This is a genomic window from Xanthomonas arboricola pv. juglandis (genome assembly GCF_001013475.1).
In the GTDB taxonomy this organism is placed as follows: Bacteria; Pseudomonadota; Gammaproteobacteria; order Xanthomonadales; family Xanthomonadaceae; genus Xanthomonas; species Xanthomonas arboricola.
This window is the reverse complement of the sequence record NZ_JZEF01000003.1, coordinates 69,011-88,497: the sequence shown is the minus strand read 5'-3', so window position 1 is coordinate 88,497 and position 19,487 is coordinate 69,011. Positions and strand designations below refer to the sequence as shown.

The 19,487-nt window shown below is 63.9% G+C and carries 10 protein-coding genes and 1 riboswitch; of the genes, 5 read left to right on the top strand and 5 right to left on the bottom strand.

The window, feature by feature from the left end; all coding sequences use genetic code 11:
• Nucleotides 1-194 precede the first annotated feature (194 nt).
• A complete protein-coding gene (locus tag XARJCFBP2528_RS11220) occupies nucleotides 195-2,222 on the top strand; it encodes a sodium-translocating pyrophosphatase (RefSeq protein WP_047124711.1) in 2,028 nt (675 codons plus the stop codon).
• Between the two features lie 273 nt (nucleotides 2,223-2,495).
• Here the strand turns inward: XARJCFBP2528_RS11220 and XARJCFBP2528_RS11215 are convergent, their stop codons facing one another.
• Complete coding sequence (locus XARJCFBP2528_RS11215; protein WP_016902682.1) at nucleotides 2,496-2,978, bottom strand: hypothetical protein; 483 nt, start codon at nucleotides 2,976-2,978, stop codon at nucleotides 2,496-2,498.
• Nucleotides 2,979-3,176: 198 nt separating this feature from the next.
• On the opposite strand from XARJCFBP2528_RS11215, the gene ppa reads away from it, so the two are divergent.
• Together ppa and XARJCFBP2528_RS11205 are read left to right on the top strand one after the other, a co-directional pair.
• Entirely contained in the window at nucleotides 3,177-3,713 is a 537-nt protein-coding gene (gene ppa, locus XARJCFBP2528_RS11210; protein ID WP_002804918.1) for an inorganic diphosphatase, read from the top strand.
• A 113-nt stretch (nucleotides 3,714-3,826) separates the two neighbouring features.
• Complete coding sequence (locus XARJCFBP2528_RS11205) at nucleotides 3,827-4,975, top strand: HDOD domain-containing protein (protein ID WP_026064365.1); 1,149 nt, start codon at nucleotides 3,827-3,829, stop codon at nucleotides 4,973-4,975.
• Nucleotides 4,976-5,266: 291 nt separating this feature from the next.
• Here the strand turns inward: XARJCFBP2528_RS11205 and XARJCFBP2528_RS11200 are convergent, their stop codons facing one another.
• The 4 genes from XARJCFBP2528_RS11200 to thiC form a co-directional block, all read right to left on the bottom strand.
• Complete coding sequence (locus XARJCFBP2528_RS11200) at nucleotides 5,267-8,110, bottom strand: TonB-dependent receptor plug domain-containing protein (protein ID WP_026064364.1); 2,844 nt, start codon at nucleotides 8,108-8,110, stop codon at nucleotides 5,267-5,269.
• Nucleotides 8,111-8,158: 48 nt separating this feature from the next.
• Entirely contained in the window at nucleotides 8,159-9,052 is an 894-nt protein-coding gene (locus XARJCFBP2528_RS11195) for a helix-turn-helix domain-containing protein (protein ID WP_016902679.1), read from the bottom strand.
• Between the two features lie 110 nt (nucleotides 9,053-9,162).
• Entirely contained in the window at nucleotides 9,163-11,496 is a 2,334-nt protein-coding gene (locus XARJCFBP2528_RS11190) for a winged helix-turn-helix transcriptional regulator (RefSeq protein ID WP_047124710.1), read from the bottom strand.
• 424 nt (nucleotides 11,497-11,920) lie between these two features.
• On the bottom strand, nucleotides 11,921-13,798 hold the full coding sequence (gene thiC / locus XARJCFBP2528_RS11185) for a phosphomethylpyrimidine synthase ThiC (protein ID WP_016902677.1): 1,878 nt from the start codon (nucleotides 13,796-13,798) through the stop codon (nucleotides 11,921-11,923).
• Between the two features lie 114 nt (nucleotides 13,799-13,912).
• Nucleotides 13,913-14,010, bottom strand: a riboswitch (TPP riboswitch).
• Between the two features lie 425 nt (nucleotides 14,011-14,435).
• Between thiC and XARJCFBP2528_RS11180 the strand changes: the two genes are divergently transcribed.
• Together XARJCFBP2528_RS11180 and XARJCFBP2528_RS11175 are read left to right on the top strand one after the other, a co-directional pair.
• The gene (locus XARJCFBP2528_RS11180; protein ID WP_026064362.1) at nucleotides 14,436-17,207 is read left to right on the top strand and encodes a TonB-dependent receptor; all 2,772 of its coding nucleotides are present in this window, start codon (nucleotides 14,436-14,438) and stop codon (nucleotides 17,205-17,207) included.
• Nucleotides 17,208-17,543: 336 nt separating this feature from the next.
• Nucleotides 17,544-19,484, top strand: a complete 1,941-nt coding sequence (locus XARJCFBP2528_RS11175; RefSeq protein ID WP_016902675.1) for a prolyl oligopeptidase family serine peptidase — start codon at nucleotides 17,544-17,546, stop codon at nucleotides 19,482-19,484.
• The last annotated feature ends 3 nt before the right edge of the window (nucleotides 19,485-19,487 follow it).

The window sequence follows — 19,487 nt, the reverse complement described above, 5'->3', positions numbered from 1 at the left end:
AACGACGCGCCAAAGCCGCGGTGGTGGCAGCGGTGCAGGCCGGGGCGCATACTCGCCCGCAATCCGGCCACCCGAACATCGCGACGCGCATTACGGCCTCCATGGCCATCGAGTCCGTATTCGCCACCCCACTCGCTGCGTGCATCGCCCTTGGTTCGTCCCGACCGGACGACATCCATTCTCTGGGAGGGGTCATGCTGGAACACTACGGGTTATCACTTGCGCTGGGGTGTGCGGTCCTGGCAATCGTCTATGGCGGTGTATCGGCACGCTGGGTGATCGCGCAGCCGAGCGGCAACGCACGCATGCAGGAGATCGCCGCCGCGATCCAGGAAGGTGCACGCGCGTATCTCAACCGGCAATACCTCACCATTTCGATTGCCGGCGGCGTGCTGTTTGTCCTGGTCGGGCTGTTTCTGAGTTGGTATACCGCCATCGGGTTTGCGATCGGTGCGGTGCTGTCGGGGCTGGCCGGCTATATCGGCATGAACGTGTCGGTACGCGCCAACGTGCGCACGGCCGAGGCCACACGCCATGGCATCGGCCCTGCGATGGATGTGGCGTTCCGTGGTGGCGCCATCACCGGCATGCTGGTGGTGGGGCTGGGATTGCTCGGGGTGGCAGGCTATTACGCGGTGCTGCAAGCGATGGGACTGCCGCTGGAGCGCAACCTGCATGCGCTGGTAGGGCTGGCATTCGGCTCGTCGCTGATTTCGATCTTCGCGCGCCTGGGTGGCGGTATTTTCACCAAGGGTGCAGATGTGGGCGCCGATCTGGTCGGCAAGGTGGAAGCCGGCATTCCCGAGGACGACCCGCGCAACCCGGCGGTGATCGCCGATAACGTGGGCGACAACGTCGGCGACTGCGCCGGCATGGCGGCGGATCTGTTCGAAACCTATGCGGTCACCGTGATCGCCACGATGTTGCTCGGCAGTCTGACGCTGAGCGAAACCGGGCCGCACGCGGTGCTGTACCCGCTGGTGCTGGGTGGTGTCTCCATCATCGCTTCGATCCTGGGCGCCTCGTTCGTCAAGGTCAAAGCGGGCGGCTCGATCATGGGCGCGCTCTATAAAGGCGTGATCGTTTCCGGCGTATTGGCCGCACTCGCCTACTGGCCGATCACCCAGTCGCTGATGCGCGACAACATCCATGGCGCCACGGCGTTGTATGCCTGCGCATTGATCGGCCTGGTCCTCACCGGCCTGATCGTCTGGATCACCGAATACTACACCGGCACCCAATACAAGCCGGTGCAGCACGTGGCCGCCGCAAGCACCACCGGCCACGGCACCAACATCATTGCCGGCCTGGGCGTCTCGATGAAATCCACCGCGCTGCCGGTCATAGCGGTGTGCGCGGCAATCTGGGGCGCGTTTCATTTTGGCGGTTTGTACGGCATTGCAACCGCAGCGACCGCAATGCTGTCGATGGCGGGCATGATCGTGGCGCTGGATGCGTACGGGCCCATCACCGACAACGCCGGCGGCATCGCCGAGATGGCCGAGCTGCCGCCGGAAGTGCGCAACATCACCGACCCGCTGGATGCGGTGGGCAACACCACCAAGGCGGTCACCAAGGGCTATGCGATCGGCTCGGCCGCATTGGCCGCACTGGTGCTGTTTGCCGACTACACGCACAACCTGCAGGCGGCCAATCCCGGCGAGGTCTTCGCCTTCGACCTGTCCGACCACAGCGTGATCATCGGCTTGTTGATCGGCGGCTTGATCCCTTATCTGTTCGGCGCTATGGCGATGGAAGCAGTGGGGCGCGCGGCAGGCGCGGTGGTCGAAGAAGTGCGTCGCCAGTTCCGCGAGATTCCCGGGATCATGGCCGGCACCGCCAAGCCCCAATACGACCGCGCAGTCGACATGCTGACCCGCTCGGCGATCCGCGAAATGATCCTGCCCTCGCTGCTGCCGGTGGTGGTGCCGGTGGTGGTCGGGCTGCTGCTCGGCCCGCGTGCCCTGGGCGGCTTGTTGATCGGCACGATCGTGACCGGCCTGTTCCTGGCGATCTCGATGACCACCGGCGGCGGGGCCTGGGACAACGCCAAGAAGTACATCGAAGACGGCCACTTTGGCGGCAAGGGTAGCGAGGCGCACAAGGCCGCCATCACCGGTGACACGGTAGGCGACCCGTACAAGGACACCGCCGGGCCGGCGATCAATCCGCTGATCAAGATCATCAACATCGTGGCCCTGCTGCTGGTGCCGCTGCTTTGAGGCCGACTTTTCGCAAGCCGCAGGCCGATCGAAGGTGATGGAAGCCGGGACCCGGAACGTGCCGGCTCACGTTCCGGGTCCCAGGCACCGCGCCGGTCCCTGCGCCGGCTTGCGCCGCTTGTCGGCCCGCTACGGGCAGGCGATAGGTCTGTGGCCTTGAGGTCCGCGTGCCGCATCGGCTCGCAGCGGCCGACGCGGGGCAGGCCCCGCGCCCGCACGCAATCGCTGCACCGGGCAGCACACCGCGCCACAGCTTGCGCTGTGGCACGTCCCTCAGAGGCAACCAATCAAGCCGTCATAGATCGGCGGCGCCCCACCGGGCAGCGGCTCGAACAGCGGGTTGTTCACCGCCAGGGTGCGGTACATCTCGTCCAGACGCGTCCCTGCCTTCAGCGGTACCGTGCAGCGCCAGACCCGACTGTCCGAACGCAGGTACCCGCTGCTGGGATCGACGCTGACCTCGCTGGCACCGAAGGTCCAGATGCAGCTGCGCACCACCCCGCTGACCCGATGCACCGAGCAACGCAAGCGCAGCGGCTGGTAGTCGCTGAACTCGCCGCCGCAAAAGGTGTCGCCGCAGATGTTGTCGAAATCCTGTTCCAGCCGCTGCTCCAGATCGACAAAGGCTTCCCAGCCTTCGCCATTGGCGGGCCAGTCCACCGCATCGACGAAGGTCGGCGCTGGCGTCGCCGCAGAGGCGAACTGGGTGGCACCGGAGAGCAGCAGCACAACGAGCAAACGCACAGGCTTGAACATGGCAGTTCCCGAGCAGTGGATGAGTCTGCAGCGTGCGCCGCGCCGCAGGCCGCGACGATCGGGGAGCTTCCCGGGATGAATGCGGGCTATGCCGCACGCGGCGGTCAGAACATTGCCCATTCAGTGTCGCTGCACCGCAACAGCCGAACGCGTAGAATCGCGCTCCACACACTAGATGACGCCTCGGGAGTTACGCGCATGGGTCTTGAACTGGTCACCTCCGGCAAGAATCTGCCGGAAGAAATCAACGTCGTCATCGAAATTCCGAAGGATTCGGAGCCGGTCAAGTACGAAGTGGACAAGGCCAGCGGCGCGATCTTCGTCGACCGCATCCTGTCCACCCCGATGCGTTACCCCTGCAACTACGGCTATGTGCCCAACACCCTGTGCGGCGACGGCGACCCGGCCGACGTGCTGGTGGTGCTGCCGCTGCCGTTGGTGCCCGGTTCGGTGGTGCGTTGCCGTCCGGTGGGCGTGCTGCGCATGAGCGATGAGGCAGGCAGCGACGAAAAGATCCTGGCAGTGCCGATCGAGAAGATCTTCTCCGGTTACGCGCATATCGAGGATATCGACCAGGTGTCCAGCCACTGGATGGAGCGCATCGGCCATTTCTTCGAGCATTACAAGGACTTGGAGAAGGGCAAGTGGGTCAAGCTGGATGGCTGGGGCGGCGCGGCAGAGGCCAAGCGCATCCTGGTGGAGTCGGTGGAACGCTATAATTCCGACGCACCCTGATCCAACGACCGTGATGCAGCCCCGCAACCGCGGGGCGATCGGGATCACGCTTCCGGCGTGATCCCGGTGACCGCCGGCGGCAGATTGGGTACATTGCCGACAGCGTTTGGCCGGTGTCTGCCACCGGTGACTCTTGGGGAAGTGTCTTGCGTATTCTGTTTGTTGGGGACGAAGCCAGTCTTCCGTCCGAACTGAGCGACTATGTCGCCGATCTGGGTGATCAGTGGCAGGTACAGCAGGTGGCCGACGGCAATTCGGCGATCGAAGCGGCTGCGTTGTCGCCGTTCGATGCGGTCATCGTCGCCCCCGTCCTGCCTGACCTCACGTCCGCCACGTTGCTGGGGCAGATCCGTACGCTGCGCCCGGACACCATCCGCATCGCCCTAATCGATGCCCAGGATGGTCAGCGCACGCCGCCGGCGCGCATCATTGGCGTGGCGCACCGCTTCCTGCCGATGCCGCTGGCCCCGGAAGTCCTGCTCGAAGCCATCACCAGCCTGGAAGAACTGCGCGATCTGCTCGGCAACCCGCGCCTGCGCGCGGCGATCGGCCGGATCGAAAAACTGCCGTCTCCGCCGCATCTGTATCTGAGCCTGATGCATGCGCTGGAAGAAGACGAAGGCGCCGACGCGGCCGATATCGCCAAGCTGATTGCCGGCGATCCGGCGATTGCGGCCAAGGTGCTGCAGCTGTGCAATTCCGCGTTCTTCTCCGGCGGCCGCAGCATCACCGATCTGCGCACGGCAGTGACCCGCCTGGGCGTGGCCACGTTGCGCGACCTGGTCCTGGCCAGTGAAGTGTTCTCGGTGCAGACCCTGACACCAGCCGAGCGCAATGCGATGCAGCGCCGCGCCCTGCTCTCCTCGCGGCTGGCAGCCAAGGTGTTGCCGCCGACCAGCGCAGAACTCGGCTCCACCGCCGCGCTGCTGGCCGATATCGGCCTGTTGCTGCCCGGCGTGCGCGACGAGCGCGAGCCGCCACTGGAAGGCGGCGACGATCGCCTGGGCCATACCGAAGCCGGCGCGTACCTGCTCGGCCTGTGGGGCCTGCCGATGCCGATCATCGAAGCGGTGGCCTTCCATCGCCACCCCCAGCGCTCCAGCCTGCGCAGTTTCTGGGTGACCGGCGCGGTGCATGTGGCGACCGCATTGGCCAGCGGCGAAACCGTGGACGAAGAGTACCTGTCCAAGGTTGGCGTGCTCACACGTCTGCCAACCTGGCGCGAACAGGCCGATACTTTGCTGGGGCTTGCCGAGGCTTGAACTGCTGGCAAGTAAAAAAGCGCGGCGAAAGCCGCGTTTTTTTTTGCCTGTGCTGCAACAAAGCTGCACTGGGAAGACAGCTAGTGCGCCTGGCGTTTCCCTTTCATTCCACGGATTGTCACATCCACGCAGATGTCATCAGTGATGGCTGTCGCGTCGGCTGAGCGTCAGCACAGTCGCTTGACGAGCGGACGATCAAGAAAGCCGGCGATGCCTTTATCGCATCCGCCTCACCATAAAAAAAGGACGGGCCTTGCGGCCCGTCCTCTTGTGTTACAGCGCGTCGATGGATCAGAAACGCTGGGTGTACTTCATGTACACGAAGCGACCGATTTCGAAGCCGCCGTAATAGGCAAAGCTGCTGTTCGGTGCCGAGTACTGCAGCGGACCGCGGTGATCGAACACGTTGTTCGCGCCGAGTGCGATCGTTGCGTCCCACGGTGCCTTCCAGTTGACCTGCAGGTCGTGGAAGGTGTTGGAACCAGTGTGGCGCAGCGGATCGGATTCGCCGTTGGCGAAATGGTCGGGTGCATCGCAATAGCCCTCGGCCAGCGTGATGCAGCTTTCCTTCATGCCCGAGTAGTAACGCAGGGTGTAGTTGACGCCGAAATCACCCAGCGCCCAGTTCACGCCAACGTTGGAGCGCACGCGGAAGATACCCGGCTCGCCAACGCGGCCGATCATGATGGCGTTGCCCGCGCTGTCCTGGCCGGCTTCGTCGTACTTGCTGACGTAGCTGGTCTGCCAATCCAGGGTGAAAGAGCCGATTGCAGTTTCCGGCAAACGATACTTCACGCCCAGGTCGTAGCCTTCGGTTTCCATCTGGCCGAGGTTGGCCACGCCGTAGGTCATCGACGAGATATGGCCGTCGGCTGCACGCGTCACGCCTGCGCAGCGCTCCGAGTTGCCCAGCACATAGCAGTCGCGCAGGATGCGGTCGACGCTATCGGCGATGATCATGTCGTTGATCTCGTAGCGGTACCAATCCAGCGAGATATCCAGGCCCTGCACCCAACGCGGGCTCCACACCAGACCAGCGGTCTTGCTGGTGGAGGTTTCCGGCTTCAGGTTCGGGTTGGCACCGCTGACGAATTCGTCAGGCGTCTGGCACGGGTAGGTCGTGCAAGGCACGAAGCCCTGGCCGAGCTGGGTGTAGCCCAACGGTACACCAGCATTGGTACAGGCCGCATTGCCGTTGACGCTGTTCGGAGCACCGACGCCGCAGGGATCGATGTAATCCTCGAAGCTGCTGCTCAGGCCGCCGTACAGATCGCTGATGGTCGGAGCGCGGAAGCCTTCCGCATAGGTCGCACGCACCAGCAGGTCTTCCAGCGGACGCCAGGTCAGGCCGAACTTCGAGTTCAGCGTGTCACCGAAGTTGCTGTAGTCCGAATAACGCGTCGCAGCGTTGAAGGTCAGTTCCTTGGCGAATGCGACGTCGCTCAGCAGCGGCACATTCAATTCAAGGTAGACCTCGTCCAGCGAGTACTCGCCCTGCGTGGTCTTGGCACCCAGGCCCGTGCTCTCGCCCGACTGCGCGAATGCGTCAGGAGAGAAACGGCCTTCTTCCTTGCGGTGTTCATAGCCAACGGCAATGCCCAGGTCGCCAGCCGGCAGTTCAACGATCGAACCGGACAGGTTGGCAGTGAAGCTGGTGGTCTTGGTCAGGCCGGTATCGGTGAAGGTGGGGAACAGGAATTCCTGCAACGCCGGATCGGCGAGCGAGCCCTGACCTGCAACGTTATACGGCAGCAACGGATTCCACGGACGGCAAGCCGACAGCGAGGTCGGGTTGGCAGCGGTACCGCACTGTGCAACGCCCTGGCCGTTGATGAAGGACGGGCCCAGTGCCTGACGCGATGCGATCAGGCTCATGTCGCCACGGCTGCGCTTGGTGTTCTCGTTGCGATTCCACAACGCGCCAACGTCCCAGTCCCAGGTCTTGCCACCGAGATCGAAGTAACCGCTCAAGGTCGGCGCGAAGCGCAGGGTCTTGAGCTGGTTTTCGGTGGCGCGCGGCACTTCCCACAGACGGCGACGGAAATCGACGTCCTGGCCAACCGGGTTGAATGCGCTGCCGGCTTCCAGCGGCGTGCCGAACGAGCCGGACTGGTACGGATAACCCGCGATCTGTCCGTCGGTCGTGCGCTCGTTGTAGGCGATGTCGGCGTTGAAAGTGATGGCATCGGCAACGTCATAGTTGACGTTGGCAAACACCGACTTCCGCTCGATACCGGTCTGCACCATCATCTGCTGGTTCGAGTTGGCGTACTCGGCCGGGGTGATGGGGTGATAGTCGGCCGGATTGTTCGGGTTGCCGCCAGCATTGAGGGTCTGCCACACCGCGGTGTCCGGATCCGCACAGTCGACCTGCAGCGGATTGCACCACGAGCCATTCTGGCTGATCGGGCTCCAGCTGTTCGGGGTGGAGTTGGGACCACGCGAGCCATCGCGGCTGAACCAGCGGTTCTTGGCGAACACCGGATCCTGCTTGGAATACTCAGCCGACAACGTCACGCCACCGCGCTCCCCCTGCGAGCCGACAGTGAAGGAGTACTGCGTGGTATCGCCGTCGCCCTGACCGAACTGGCCGAACTGCACGCTGGCTTCAGCGCCATCGAAACGCTTGCGGGTGATGACGTTGACCACACCGGCAATGGCATCGGAGCCGTAGATGGACGAGGCGCCATCCTTCAGCACTTCGATACGCTCGATTGCCGACATCGGAATCTGGCTGAGATCCTGCAGACCGGAGGTCGATGCACCCAGACGCTTACCGTTCACCAGCACCAACGTACGCTGCGCACCGAGGTTACGCAGATCGACGTAGTAACCGCCGACGTCTTCGCCCGACGACAACGCATCAGCACGCGAAATCGCCGGCGAGCCAGCGGAGGTCAGGTTCTGCAGCACGTCGGCGACGGATGTCAGACCCTGCTTTTCCAGTGCCTGACGGTCAAGCGTCAAGATCGGCTGCTGGGTCTCGACATCGGCGCTGCGAATGCGCGAACCGGTGATCTCGATACGGTCCAGCGTGGTGGTCGATTCTTGCGCGACGGCAAATGCCGGCGTCAACGCGATCGCAATACCGGCGGGCAACAGGCCCAGCCGCACTGCGGAGGTGCGAAGGTTCATCAATCTCTCCAGGGTTCGTTAGTGGCGCGTTAAGCGCCCCTGTGCAAATTACGATTGCGTGAACATCGTCGCTTTGCGCGTCACGTTCCGTGGCTTTGCCGAATCTGGCGGATTTGTCGTTTGGTCGCGGTAATGCGATGCGGAGACACCGAAACGCGCACGAAATGCACGCGCAAAGCTGCAGCAATTGTCGAACCCGCTTGCCGCCGCAACCTCACCGATCATCATCGAGGTATCGCGCAGCAGATCGGAGGCGCGCTCCAGCCGCAACCGTGCCGACAGGGCCTGCGGGCTTTCCTCGTACAGGCTCTGGAACGTCTTGGAGACATACCAGCTGGAGAAGTTGGTCAGCTGCGCCAGCTCAGCGATGCGCACCACGCGGTCGCTGTTGCCTTCCAGATACAGGCGCGCGCGCTGCATGCGACCGAAGACCTGACGACGACGACTGCGTGAGCGCCCCGGGCAGCGCTGCTCCTGCGCGATGAAGTCGCGCTGCATCGCAGCCAGATGCAGCAACAACGGGCGTGCCGATGCACTGCCGCTCTGTGCGGCCGCGTTGCGCCACAGACGCAGTGCAATGCGCAGATCGCCACGCGACAGCTGGCTGCGTCCCGGATACAGCGTAGCGTCGGTCAATTCGGTCAACGATTGCAGGCTGTCGCCATCCAGGCTGACGCCGACACAGAGCGCGCTGCGGTCGGCCTGCACGGTGGGGTGCGATTCCTTGTCGAAGGCGATCCAGTCGCCGGCGCGCAGACGGAAGCGCCCTTCCTTGGCCTCCACCCAGGCGCGGCCGCGCAGCTGCACCCACAGCGTGAAGGTGGTGGCCGCGGTCCGGATGCTGCCCAGGCGCGAGACCGCCAGACAGGTCGTCGACGTCGGCTCGCTGGCACCGTCCAATGAGAGTGCGAGTCCGCGATCTGCGGTGATGACCTGTTGCATGGTGGCAGCCCCCTGTACAAAAGAGGGCGTAGTGTTTTGCCGAATCTGGCGTGAGTCAGGAAGTTCCGACGAAGGTCTGCCGAAATTGCCACGAAGTCTTTCCGAAGAACTTACGAGGCGATTTTCCTCAACACGATCAACAGGTTGGACATCACACCCAGGGGCGTTGCCAGGCGTTCCGGTAATGGCATGAAGGCGATCGAGCTGCCATCTTCCTCCGCCAGTGCCACATACAGCGCACCACTGCGCTGATCCACGCTGAAACCGTTGATGGTGGTGTACTTGGCAACGTCCAGGCAGCGCCCGTCACCCCCGCGCAGCTCACTGTCATGGGTGGCGCAGGTGTCGGTGGACGACAGGTAATGCACCTGACCACGCGCACCGGGCGCCCAGCTGCGATAGCGCCAGCGCGACGGTTGCTGCGGATCGACCGGCTGCAAGGTGTCGGCCGCCAGCGACGGGGCGACCTGCCATAGCCCGCCGCCGGTCAGACGCGTCAGCAATACCTGGCCGCTGACGCGGTCCAGCCGCAGCTGCGAGACGTCCTGCAACGACGCCAGCGCGCGCCATGGAGCGCTGCGTCTGTCGTAGAGCGTGGCGAAGGTGTGCCCATCATCGGCGGCAGCCACCACCAACAACCGATCGGGATCGGGAACATGGATCGCCTGCAACGGTCGCGCCTGCGGCACCGGTAGCCGCAACGCCTTGCCCGTGCCTGGCGTCACTTCGAACAGTGCCGCATGCCCTTGCGCGTCGCTGCCGCTGACCAGCACGCGTTGCGAGTCGGCCGACCAGTCGGCGGCTTGGCGCGCATCCGGCCGCAGGCCTTCGATCAGCCGCACCGAGCCAGGCTTGCCGACATCGCCCCACCACAGGCCGTACGCACCGGAGCGATTGGAGGCAAAGATCAACTGGCGCCCGTCCGGCGCGATCATCGGCTGGTCGTCGCGCCCGCTGGAAGGAAACAGCCGGCGGCGAATGTAGCCGCCATTCATGGGGTCGTGAATGACCTGATAGACACCAAATTGCGGTTTGCGCTGCACGAACACCAGATGGCCGTGCGCCACATCCGGCGCCTGCGCATCGTCCACACCGAGGTCATGCAGGCTGTGGTCGACCAGATCGAGCCGGTAGAGCCGCGCCTCGCTGTCCACACGACGCCCGAAGATCAGGCCGCTGCCGTCGGGCAACCAGCTCCAGCCGCGGATATCGGCGTTGTCGTGGGTCAGCCGTTCGGCGGTTCCACCGTTTGCCGGGATGCGCCACAGATCACCAAGCTGCGGATTGCGCAGAAACACGATCCAGTGCCCGTCCGGCGAATAGCGCGGCGTGTAATCGAAGTCGCTCGGTTGCGCGCTGTAGCTCAGCGGCTGCCATTGGCCGGTTTCCAGATCCAGCCGCCGCATGCGCGGCGCCCCGTGCGTGCCCGTCATGCTGCCGAACAGCAGGGCACGGCCGTCAGGCGACCAACTGAAACTCAGCATGTCCGCACCGTCGCAGCGTGCCACCTCGCGTGCAGCAGCCGGGCCGTTGGCGGCGGCAATCATGATGCGGCAGCTGCCATCGGGCGCCTGCCGTGAGAAGGCAATCTCGCGCCCACCCGGCGACCAGGCCGGCAGGCGATCGGAGATGCCGGCTGCCGGCGTATCGAGCACGCGCGGGTAAGCATTGTTGGTGGTCTTGACCAGGATCGAGGTGCCTGCGCGATCGCTGGTCAGCGAGGCATAGGCCACCATTGCCCCGTCCGGCGACAGGCTGGGCGTGAGATCGAAACCACCGCCTGCGGTGATGATCTGATATGGGCGCTTGGGGCTGCCGAGCACTGCCGAGGCAGCTGCCGCATCGCGATCTGGCGCGCGCATCCACAGCGTCCGCGCCGCCAGCGCCAGCACCACCAGCAAAGCCACGCTGGCCAACGCCAGGGCCATCCATCGGCGCTGCCGCACTGCAGCCGACGCAGGCCGAACCGATACTGGAGGCTGCTGGTTTGCAGGGCTGCGCTCCAACGCGGTAGTGACCGTGACGCCGGCGGTGCGATTGCGCTCGTCGGGCTCGTTTTCCGATGCGGTCACCGCCGTTGCAGGCGCGGCAACATCGGCTGGACCGTCCGACGGCTGCTCCCACGCGACCGGTGCCAGCAGCCGATAGCCGGTTTTGGCAATGGTCTCGATATGCTCGAAGCGCTGGCTGCCGTTACTGGCCAGTGCCTTGCGCAGTTGCGTGACCGCCTGGGTCACCACGTCGTTGGTCGGCAAGGTGTCGGGCCAGACCTCGGCCAACAGCTGCTCGCGCGTCACCACCTGGCCCGGCTGCCGCGCCAGCGTCAGCAATACCGCCAGGGATTTCGGTGCCAGACGCGCGGCGCGCTTAACGCCGGGCGCATGCACTTCGCGCGAGGCGACGTCGACCACGCACTGGCCGACACGTAACCGGCCCGATGGCATCGCATTAGCGGGAGGAACACTCATCGGCAAGAAACACGCATCGGCATGCAAGGACTACAAAGAACGCAACACGCACTTCGCGCGAAACGCCAAATTCAGCAAAGGACCACAACCAACTGTGTCATGCATCCATTTGGTGCAAATTTTACTCTATGCCTCGTTGCTTCCCTACGACAGGTGGCGACGTCAGGCTCTCTCTCTCTCGCCGACGAATTCAAATAATTACGATGTCTCCTTCGCGCCTCTGGCGCGATTTTTTTATCTGCGATTCAGGAAAATGCCGCGAAGTGCTTGCGGGCTGTAACCGCTTGCAATGCAGTCGCAGCGCGGCACTTGCGCACCGCGCTGCGATCTGACTAAGCCGAAGCTGAATTTTTCTTAAGCAGGCAGTCGATTTGTTGCAACGCAACGATGGTGCCGCATGTCACGTGGCGCGGTACACCTGCGCGCCTTGCGCCAGAAACTGGGCCGACTTCTCTTCCATTCCCGCCGACAATGCATGCGCCTCGCCCATACCGTGCTCGGCCGCGTAATCGCGCACGTCCTGGGTGATCTTCATCGAGCAGAAATGCGGCCCGCACATCGAGCAGAAGTGCGCCAGCTTGTGCGCGTCCTTGGGCAGGGTTTCGTCATGGAACTCCTTGGCCTTTTCCGGATCCAGCCCGAGATGGAACTGGTCGTCCCAACGGAATTCGAAACGCGCCTTGCTCAAGGCGTTGTCGCGCACCTGTGCGCCAGGATGCCCCTTGGCCAGGTCCGCGGCATGCGCGGCGATCTTGTAGGCCATGATGCCGTCGCGTACGTCCTGCCGGTTGGGCAGGCCCAGATGTTCCTTGGGGGTGACATAGCAAAGCATCGCGGTGCCGAACCAGCCGATCATCGCCGCACCGATGGCGCTGGTGATGTGGTCGTAGCCGGGCGCGATATCGGTGGTCAGCGGCCCCAAGGTATAGAACGGCGCCTCGCCGCATTCGCGCAGCTGCTTGTCCATGTTTTCCTTGATCAGCTGCATCGGCACGTGCCCCGGACCTTCGATCATGGTCTGCACATCGTGCTTCCAGGCGATCCTGGTCAACTCGCCCAGCGTTTCCAGCTCTCCGAACTGGGCTGCATCGTTGGCATCGGCAATGCAGCCCGGGCGCAGGCCATCGCCCAGCGAAAACGCCACGTCATAGGCTTTCATGATCTGGCAGATGTCTTCGAAATGCGTGTAGAGAAAGTTTTCCTTGTGATGAGCCAGGCACCACTTGGCCAGGATCGACCCGCCGCGCGAGACGATGCCGGTGACCCGTTTGGCCGTCAGCGGCACATAGCGCAGCAGCACGCCAGCGTGGATGGTGAAGTAATCCACGCCCTGCTCGGCCTGCTCGATCAAGGTGTCGCGGAAGATCTCCCAGGTAAGCTCTTCCGCACGCCCGTCGACCTTTTCCAGCGCCTGATAAATCGGCACCGTGCCGATCGGCACCGGCGAGTTGCGGATGATCCATTCGCGCGTTTCGTGAATGTGCTTGCCGGTGGACAGGTCCATCACCGTGTCACCGCCCCAGCGGATCGACCACACCAGCTTTTCGACTTCCTCTGCGATGCCGGACGACACCGCGCTGTTACCGATGTTGGCGTTGATCTTGGTCAGGAAATTGCGACCGATGATCATCGGCTCGCTTTCCGGGTGATTGATGTTGTTGGGCAGGATCGCGCGGCCACGTGCGATTTCGTCACGCACGAATTCCGGCGTGATGCGTTGCTGGATCGCGGCCCCGAAGGCTTCGCCCGGATGTTGCTTGCGCAGCATCGCGTCGGCCACCGCTTCCAGGCGCTGGTTTTCGCGGATCGCCACGAACTCCATTTCCGGGGTAATGATGCCGCACCGCGCGTAATGCATCTGGGTGACATTGGCACCCTCGCGCGCCACGCGTGGCAGGCGCCGTGCAGGAAAACGCACCGCATCCAGGCGCGCATCGTGCTCGCGGCCGCGGCCGAAGCTGGAACTCAGGCCGTCCAGCGCCACGGTATCGCCACGCTCGGCGATCCAGCGCGCGCGCAGCGGCGCCAGACCGGCGACAAGATCGATCGCGGCATGCGGGTCGGTATACGGCCCGGAGGTGTCGTAGACGCTGAGCGGCGCGTTGTCTTCGCCACCGAACAGGGTCGGTGTGCGGGTCAATGCAATCTCGCGCATCGGCACCTGCAGGTCGGCGCGCGAGCCCTGCACGAAGATCTTGCGGGAGCCTGGAATCGGCTGGGTCACAGCCTCGGACAGCGATTGGGCTTGTTGCTGCAAAACGGTAGGCGCGGCATTCATGGCGTTCGTCCTGTGTGCTGGAAGACCAGCACCCACGGCGCTGGCTCTGCGAAGGATTCGCAGGCGGACGAAGCGGCGGCGCTCAATGGCGATGCACCCGTGCAGGCACGGACCATCGCATCTAACGAAGCTTCCCTACGCCGGTATCAGCCGGATCAGGTTCGAAGGGACTATCTCAACCGCAGCGTACTGCGGTACCCCCACTTCGGCCGCGATTAAACCACATCGCACCGTGCGCGGCTAAAAAATGTCGCGGCTGCCAGCAACACGCTTCGCACCGAGGTGCACGGTGACGCCCGTCGCTTCGGGTGGGCCCACGTCCGCCCGCGGTGAGCACAGCAGTGTTGTCGCGCTCGACAGCGACATGTGTCCGCGCCTGGCATCACAGGTCGGCACCGCACACGCGCAGCGGCGCACCGGCATTGCATGGCGCGTCCACGCACAGCGCGCGCCGCGCCGCAACAACGCGCCGATTGGCGAAAAACGGTGGCGACACCCGCTCGTTAAATTCCCGCTAAGCCTGCGTGTCGTGTCGATGAACACACGCGTGCAGGTGCCATCCAACGGGGATCGCGCTGTCGTTCCTCCTCTATCGGGAATCGCCGTACACATGACTATGTCCACGCTCCACCCGACCATGCGTCGGGGCTCGCTCGCGATCGCCATCGGCCTGTGCATCACCACCAGTGCCGTTGCCCAGGAACAGACCGACAAGAGTCCGACCAATCTGGACAAGATCGAAGTCACCGGCTCGCGCATCCGCTCGGTCGATGTGGAAAATTCGCAACCGGTGCTGGTGCTCACGCGCCAGGACATCGAAAAGCAGGGCCTGACCTCGGTGGCCGACGTGCTCAAGCGCATCCCCTCCAATGGCGCCACGATGAACTCCACCGTCAACAACGGCGGCGACGGCTCGGCCACCGTGAGCCTGCGCAACCTGGGTGCCTCGCGCACCTTGGTGCTGGTCAACGGACGGCGCTGGGTATCGGGCCTGTCCGGCTCGGTGGATCTCAACACCATTCCGTCGGCCATCGTGGAGCGCGTGGAAGTGCTCAAGGACGGCGCCTCGTCGATCTACGGCTCCGATGCCATCGCCGGTGTGGTCAACATCATCACCCGCAGCGATTTCGATGGTGCCGAAGTCAATGCCTACGTCGGTCAGTACGGCCAGGGCGACGGTCAGCGCACCTCGTTCGACGCCACCGTGGGCGCCACCAGCGAGCGCGGCAATCTGGTGATCGGGCTGTCCAGCGTCAAGGAAGATGCGGTGATGGCAGGCGACCGCGAGATCTCGGCCGAGCCGGTGTATGGCGCAGGGTCGTCGGCATACAGCAGCTACTCGGCAAGTGGCCGTCTGCGTGCAGGTGGCAACAGCGGTGCCTGGACCGTGTTGCCCGGCAGCGCAACGGCCAGCGGCGACAGCAATTATCCGCGCTACGGTCTGGACCAGTACACCGCCTTCAATACCTCCGATTACGGCTACAACTACGCCAAGGACAATTACCTGGTCACGCCGCAGAAGCGCGATGCCTTGTACGTGCAAGGCAACTACGCACTTACCGACAACGTGCGCTTCAAGTTCGATGGGCTCTACAACCGCCGCCAATCGTCACAGCAGCTGGCCGGCTTTCCGCTGGCCTCGGTCAACACCGGCATTCTGATGAGCGGCGACAGCTACTACAGCCCGTACAACAGCGCCTACGGCGGCGACGGGCGCGACGTGGGCTGGTCGCACCGGTTGACCGAATTCGCGCGCACCTACCAGCAGGACGTCAAGACCTCGCACGTGTATACCGGGCTGGAAGGCGACTTCCAGTTTGCGGACAGGCAGTTCAGTTGGGATGTGGGCTTTGCGCACAATCAGACCGACCAGACCGAAACCCAGTACGGCGATGTCAACCTGCTCAACCTGGGCAACGCGCTCGGTGCATCTGGCATCGTCAATGGCACCCTGTCGTGCCTGGACAGCGGCGGCGCCGTCATTGCCGGCTGCGTGCCGTTCAATCCTTTGTCGCCGGCCGGTGGCGTGACCCAGGAGATGCTGGACTACATCCTGTTCACCGCGCACAACACCTATCAGTACAAGAACAGCAGTTTCACTGCCAACCTCACCGGCGATCTGTTCGAGCTTCCCGCCGGCTGGATGAGCTTTGCCGCCGGTGTCGAGCATCGCGAGGAAAGCGGCTTTTCCTCGCCGGATGCGTTGATTTCGGCCGGTTACACCTCGGGCAATTCGTTTACGCCCACCTCCGGCTCGTACACGCTCAACGACTACTACACCGAAGTGGCGATTCCGCTGCTGAAGGATGTGGCCGGTGCGCAATTGCTGGAATTGAGCGCAGCCGTGCGTTACTCGGACTACAACACCTTCGGCAGCACCACCAACAGCAAATTCGGCTTCAAGTGGAAACCGGTCGCCGACCTGTTGATCCGTGGCAACTACGCTACCGGCTTCCGCGCGCCATCGATCGAAAACCTGTACCTGGGCGCATCGGACAGCTTCGATACCTATTCCGATCCCTGCTCGACCAACAGCACCTCCTACACCGGCGCGACTGCTGCCGCGTGCGCGGCCGGCGGCGTACCGGCCAATTACGTGGCCGAGTACAACAGCGCCAGCGGCAACTCCGGCCAGACCATCTATCCGTTCACCTACACCAGCAACGCCAACCTGCAGCCGGAAAAATCCAAGAACGCTACGCTCGGTTTCGTCTACAGCCCCGCCTCGGTGCAAGGCCTGGATGTGTCGCTGGACTGGTGGAAGATCAGGATCACCGACGCCATCACCGAATTCAGCGCCAACCAGATCCTGTCGCAGTGTTATCAGTTCAATGTCTCGGCGTTCTGCGACCTGGTCACCCGCGATGCCACCGGCGCCATCACCGGCCTGGTGATCCAGCCGGTGAACGTCGGCGAGCAACGCATGCAGGGCTACGATTTCACCGCGCGCTACAAGCTGCCGCAGACCGCGATCGGCCAGTTCATGCTGACGCTGGATTCGACCTACGTGGCGGTCAACGAGCAGAAGCAGGACGACAATTCGGCCTGGGAAAGCTACAACGGCATCTACCACACCGATAACCCGAACTGGCGCACGCGCGGCACGCTAACCCTGGACTGGAGCTACGGCAACCTGGCCGCCAACTGGGCCGTGCGTTACTACTCGGGCATGAAGGACTACGACTCGGAACTGGACGACGCCGGCAACTATCGCCACGTCGCGGCAACTGCGTTCAACGACCTGCAGGTGTCTTACCAGCTGCCGTGGAATGCAACCGTGCGCGTGGGTTTGAACAACGTCTTCGACCGCGACCCGCCGGTGGCGCTCAGCGCCTCTGCCAATTCGTTCGATTCGGCCTATGCCATCCCGGGACGCTACAGCTACCTGCAGTACACCCAGCGCTTCTGATCGCGCGCCCTTGGGCCGCCGGGCCCGCTGGCTGGATACGCCGGTTGTCACAACGGCCTCCCTCGGGAGGTCGTTGTGCATGTGCCAGGGCTGACACGCAGGCGGCCGCCTGGCACGCAGCACGCCAGCGGCGCCATGCAGGGACATTTCCACGGCACATCACCCCGCTAGCCTGCAGTCACTACAACAAGAAACCCGCTCTCTCTCCCTGCCGCCGATCTTCGGCGGCTTTTTTTGTGACCTACTTGCCACAGCCATTGCCGGTTCGTTATCGTTCCGTGAAACAGGGAATGGACGACGCAGATGCAGGGGATGCACGGGTTTGGCTGGGCAGCAATGCTGCTGATGGGGTTGTTTGCAGGGACCGCGCAGGCCGCCTCCCCGCCGCCTGTCGAGGCGTTCGTCGAATCCGGTCCGATCTCCTCGCCGGCGATGTCACCCGATGGAAAGCATTTGGCGGTCAGCGCGGATCTGGGCGATGGCAACTACGCGCTGGTGGTCTACCGCATCGCCGGCATGCAATCCACCACCATGCTGCGCTTGCCGCGCTATGAATTGCCGGTGCGCATTGCCTGGGTCAGCGACCGCCGGCTGGTGATCGGCAAGGGGCGCAAACTCGGCTCGCTGGAAGAGCCCATGCCGATGGGCGAGATCATTGCCACCGACCTGGATGGTAGCAATCAGCGCTATGTGTATGGCTACCTGCAAAGCACCCGCAATGCCGGTCTGGAGCGCGGATTCGGCTATATCGAGGGCCTGCCGAGTCGCCGCAACGGGCACTTCTACATGCGGCGTCTGTCGCTGGACTCACGCCACTCGATGCTCTACGACGTCGACGCCAACACCACCACCCATCGGCTGATGGCCGACATCGACGTCCCCGATCTGCGGTTCGTGCTCGACCACGATGGCGTGGCGCACTACGCGTACGGCACCGACAACAACGATAACCCGTTGCTGTTCCGCCGCTCGGGCAATGGCTGGTCGCCGATGACCCAGGTCCAGGCCAGCTGGCGACCGATCGCATTCGCGCGACAGCCGGGCCGCCTCTATGGCTGGTACAGCGACGCGGGTGGCCCTGCAGTCCTGGTGGCCACCGATCCGGATGGCCAGCAGCGCAGCGTGCTTGCGTCGGACCCGTTCTACAGCGTGGATGACCTGCAATGGAGTCCGGCGCCGCAAACGCCGTTTGCTGCACGGCTGGGGCCAGGGCGGCCGACACTGCGCTATTTCGAGCAGGACACCGCCGAAACGCAACTGCACCGGAGCCTGAGCCAGACCCTGGCCGGCCAGTACGTGGACTTCATCAATTTCACCGAGGACGGCAATGGCCTGCTGCTGAGGGCCTACAGCGACCGCGATGCCGGAGCCTGGTACATCTTCGACCGGCCGAGCAATACGCTCAAACTCGTCATCAAGGCACGCAATGCATTGCAGGCGGCGCAGATGAGCGAGCGGCGCATGGTGACCTTTCAAGCAAGCGACGGCTTGACCCTGGACGGCGTGCTCACCGTTCCCGGCAATGCCGCAAGCGGGGTGCGCTTGCCGATGGTCCTGCTGCCGCACGGCGGCCCGCATGCCGATGGCGATGGCTGGGCCTTCGATACCGACGCCCAGTTCCTGGCCAGCCGCGGGTATCTGGTGCTGCAGGTCAACTACCGCGGCGGCCTGGGTCGTGGCAACCGGTTCGAGCGCGCCGGGTATCGCCAGTGGGGCGAACGCATCCAGGACGATCTGATCGACGGCGTACGCTGGGCGGTGGGCCAGGGACTGGCCGACCAGACGCGCATCTGCAGCTATGGCGCCAGTTTCGGCGCGTATGCCGCCATGATGGTGCAGGTCAAGGCGCCGGAGTTGTTCCGCTGCGCGGTCGGCGTGGCCGGCATCTACGATCTGCAGATGATGTACAGCAAGGGCGACATCAATCGCAGCGAGTACGGCCTGAATTATCTGGAGCGCGCCATCGGCCGTGATGCCGCCGAACTGGCCGCACACTCCCCGGTGATGTTGGCCGAGCGCATCAAGGTGCCGGTGCTGCTCGTGCACGGTGAAGAGGACGAACGCGCCCCGTTTGCACAGGCAAAGAGCCTGCGCGCGGCATTGACACGCAGCGGCAACGCGCCGCAGTGGATGGCCGTTCCCAAGGAAGGCCACGGCTTCTACAAGGAGGCCAACCAGGTCACCTTCTATCGCACCCTCGAACGCTTTCTTGCCGAGCAGTTGGGTGGCAACACCGCGGCAACGACACCCGGTACCGTATCTGCCGCGCCGCAATAACCA